Below are 2,872 nucleotides of genomic sequence, written 5' to 3'. Positions count from 1 at the left end.
GCTATGAWCATGCAGCTTTAGAGGTTGTAACGGAGAACTAYAAGTTATACATGAGGAACAAGAAARATWYCGRAGAAWTRGWWAACGMKRAGATAAYTGAATTTTGYCAAAAATTCTCATCWAACTMTTTAGAAATCRAGAACAYTCTYTCTARCTCAGAAYTYAACKATTCAACAGCCCCTTCAAAGGATGATGAGCTCCTWAMACTATCAAAARAGTCTGACTCTATAAGTCAGTTATTGATTAATGAATGTAATTTATAGGAAATCTTTTAATACTTCTCTTTAACACCTATTTCCAAAAGGGCGGCTTGCTGCCAATAGCTAACCTTCAAGCGTAACTCRTTTYTGTCGGATAGACGACACCTGTTACCAAGTGTCGCCCTCCTAAGAACCGTACGTGCAACTTTCACTGCATACGGCTCAAGCCTTCACGAAGGCACCTAATTGGTACCCAGCAACTTATAAAGCAGCGAGATTAGGCTCATTCCAAGAGTTGCGGCATTGCCTCTTTGCTTTTCTCTTTGCCAAGTATTCTTGGTATAAAGGATCAAAAGGCGTAGCTTCACTCTTGATTTTCACATGTCTCTCTATTGGCACCTTAGCTATTTGAAATAGATTAAACTGACAATCCATGTTCATGTTCATGCTCTTCTGCCAACCGTGAAATTGCCATTGGCCTCGACGGTTGATAAAGTACTTCATGGCGATCCAAGTTTTTGATTTTGTTGGATGACGCCTTTTAGCCCAATGCCATAACGCTAGAAATAGTTTGTGGCTCACATATCCGAATACTTGTTTGGCAACGCAATGGCGATAGTAATTCGACCAACCCCTGAGTTTCGGATTTATCAACTTGATTAGATCGTTAACGGGGGTAGTTGCGTGCTTTTTAATGAGTTCGCGCAAGTTACTCAGAAATATTAACGTGTTAGATTTGCTCGGTTTAATGAGCAGTTTTCCTTTGTACTTCCTATGGTTAAAGCCTRGGAAGTCAAAACCACGGCTAATGTGAGTAATGTGCGTTTTCTCTTCGGAGAGCGTTAAGCCTCTATGTGCTAAGAAGTCAGCAATCAACGGTTTGATATCGTTCTCCAGCACGTCCTTTGAAGTGCATGTGACTACGAAATCATCGGCGTATCCTATAAAGTTGGCTCTCGCCCCATTTTTAAGTGCGGTGGACTTAATGCGTTGCTCAAGACCTGCAAGAGTCATCAGCATCAAGGTTGGAGATATGATCCCGCCTTRTGGTGTTCYCTCGTCAGTGCGATAGAACAGCCCTTTGTCYATAAAACCAGACTTTAACCATTGTTCCAACATTCGTTTATCTACAGCTATATTATTCATAAGCCATTGATGCCCAATCTTGTCGAAACAGGCTTTGATATCTCCCTCAAGAACCCATTGCGCGGATTGCTTTTTACTCAAACAGAGAAAACACTGAGCAATAGCATCAGCAGTGCTTCTATTGCGCCGAAAKCCGTAGCTATTTGGGTCAGCAAGTGTTTCTGACACAGGCTCTAGTGCAAGAAGGTGAAGCGCTTGTAGCGCTCTATCGACCATGCACGGGATACCCAAAGGTCTGAGCTTGCCGTTTTTCTTAGGGATGTAGATACGCTTGAGCGGTTTGGCTTGATAAGCCTTTCTGCTCAATTGATTGACTGCTTTCATGCGGCGCGTATCCGTATTCCAGATGACGCCGTCTATTCCGGGCGTTTTACTGCCTTTGTTTTGTGATACTCGCTTAACAGCAAGAAGTTTTGCCGAATGCGAGTGAGTCAGTATCCACTGCAACGCTTTCGCTTTGCYGTGTTTACCTTCTCTTGTTGCTTTTGCAATACGCATCTGAAGCTTTAAAACGTGCGACTCAACAGTTTTCCAATTTATGGATTGCCATTGAGCACTGTCAGGGGAGGCACTAATCTCTTTTGAAATCATCATTTGCGTTTCTCCTTGAATAAAGTTCTTCAAATTCTCTTGCAACGGAAGACCAGTCGGAAGTCAGCTCACTTTCGTGCCAGACAGACGTCTGTATCTGCATCATTACAATCCAGCCTTTGCTTTCTCCAACATCCTCTACCTGCATCACTATCGGCTATATAAGCTTTCCCAAAGGGAGTGATACAGGCTTACCGTGTTCCGTATGTTGCGCAATGTCAGGTTAGATGCCCGCTATAGTGCGGAGAGTTCAGTGATCACGAAAGAGCATGGGGCAATCTCTTTCCGACTCTCGYGCCTTTTGGCTACAGCGTATTAACCACTTCCGCTGTTTCATCRTATAACGCACCTTACGCGGATTCACTTATGTTCATCATACTGACTGCCTAGCACTCACCCGATTTGTGGTTATCAGGAGGATCGTCCTCTCACGATTAAGATCCCGATTGGCGCATACCAACCTTCGTTACATTGTCAGAGCCGCTACTTTATTCAGGCTCCTAGGATCATCTGGTGATACAGATGGTTCACTCATTAAGCGGTGAACAGCGCTTCATACGACTTCACGTCGCACGCCCCAAAACGWGTTAACGTGAATGCTCTGATGGTGGCTTTGGGCGAAGTACGGACACTCACTCCCTAGCTAATCTAGGGAGGGCTTTTCTAATTCTTGCCAAGATGTTGCTCCAACCAATACGCTTTTCCCAAAGCTTCCCGTCGACTAAAACTTTATAACAATCGATCCGATCAGTTTTATACTGTTCAAGTTTATGAGTAATGGGTTCACCACTATCGTTATCGGTGATTTCGATTATTCTTCTTAGTTCAGGAATGTTTTGTGGCTCTACAAAGCTTTCTTGTTCTATATCAAGTTTTCGATTAGTGTATGATTTAAAATAATTTTTTGAAGCTTTATTAGTTTGTCTATACATAGG

General features: G+C 43.1%; 2 protein-coding genes. Both read right to left on the bottom strand.

What is annotated here, in order from left to right:
* Positions 1 to 461: 461 nt before the first annotated feature.
* The gene (gene ltrA, locus BWD47_RS19905) at positions 462 to 1,940 is read right to left on the bottom strand and encodes a group II intron reverse transcriptase/maturase (protein ID WP_075594539.1); all 1,479 of its coding nucleotides are present in this window, start codon (positions 1,938 to 1,940) and stop codon (positions 462 to 464) included.
* Positions 1,941 to 2,569: 629 nt separating this feature from the next.
* On the bottom strand, positions 2,570 to 2,872 hold a 303-nt coding region (locus BWD47_RS20225), incomplete at its 5' end, for a hypothetical protein (protein WP_256719468.1).

This window comes from Pseudoalteromonas sp. PAB 2.2 (assembly GCF_001938575.1).
Lineage (GTDB): Bacteria > Pseudomonadota > Gammaproteobacteria > Enterobacterales > Alteromonadaceae > Pseudoalteromonas > Pseudoalteromonas lipolytica.
This window is presented reverse-complemented; position numbering and strand designations above follow the sequence as displayed.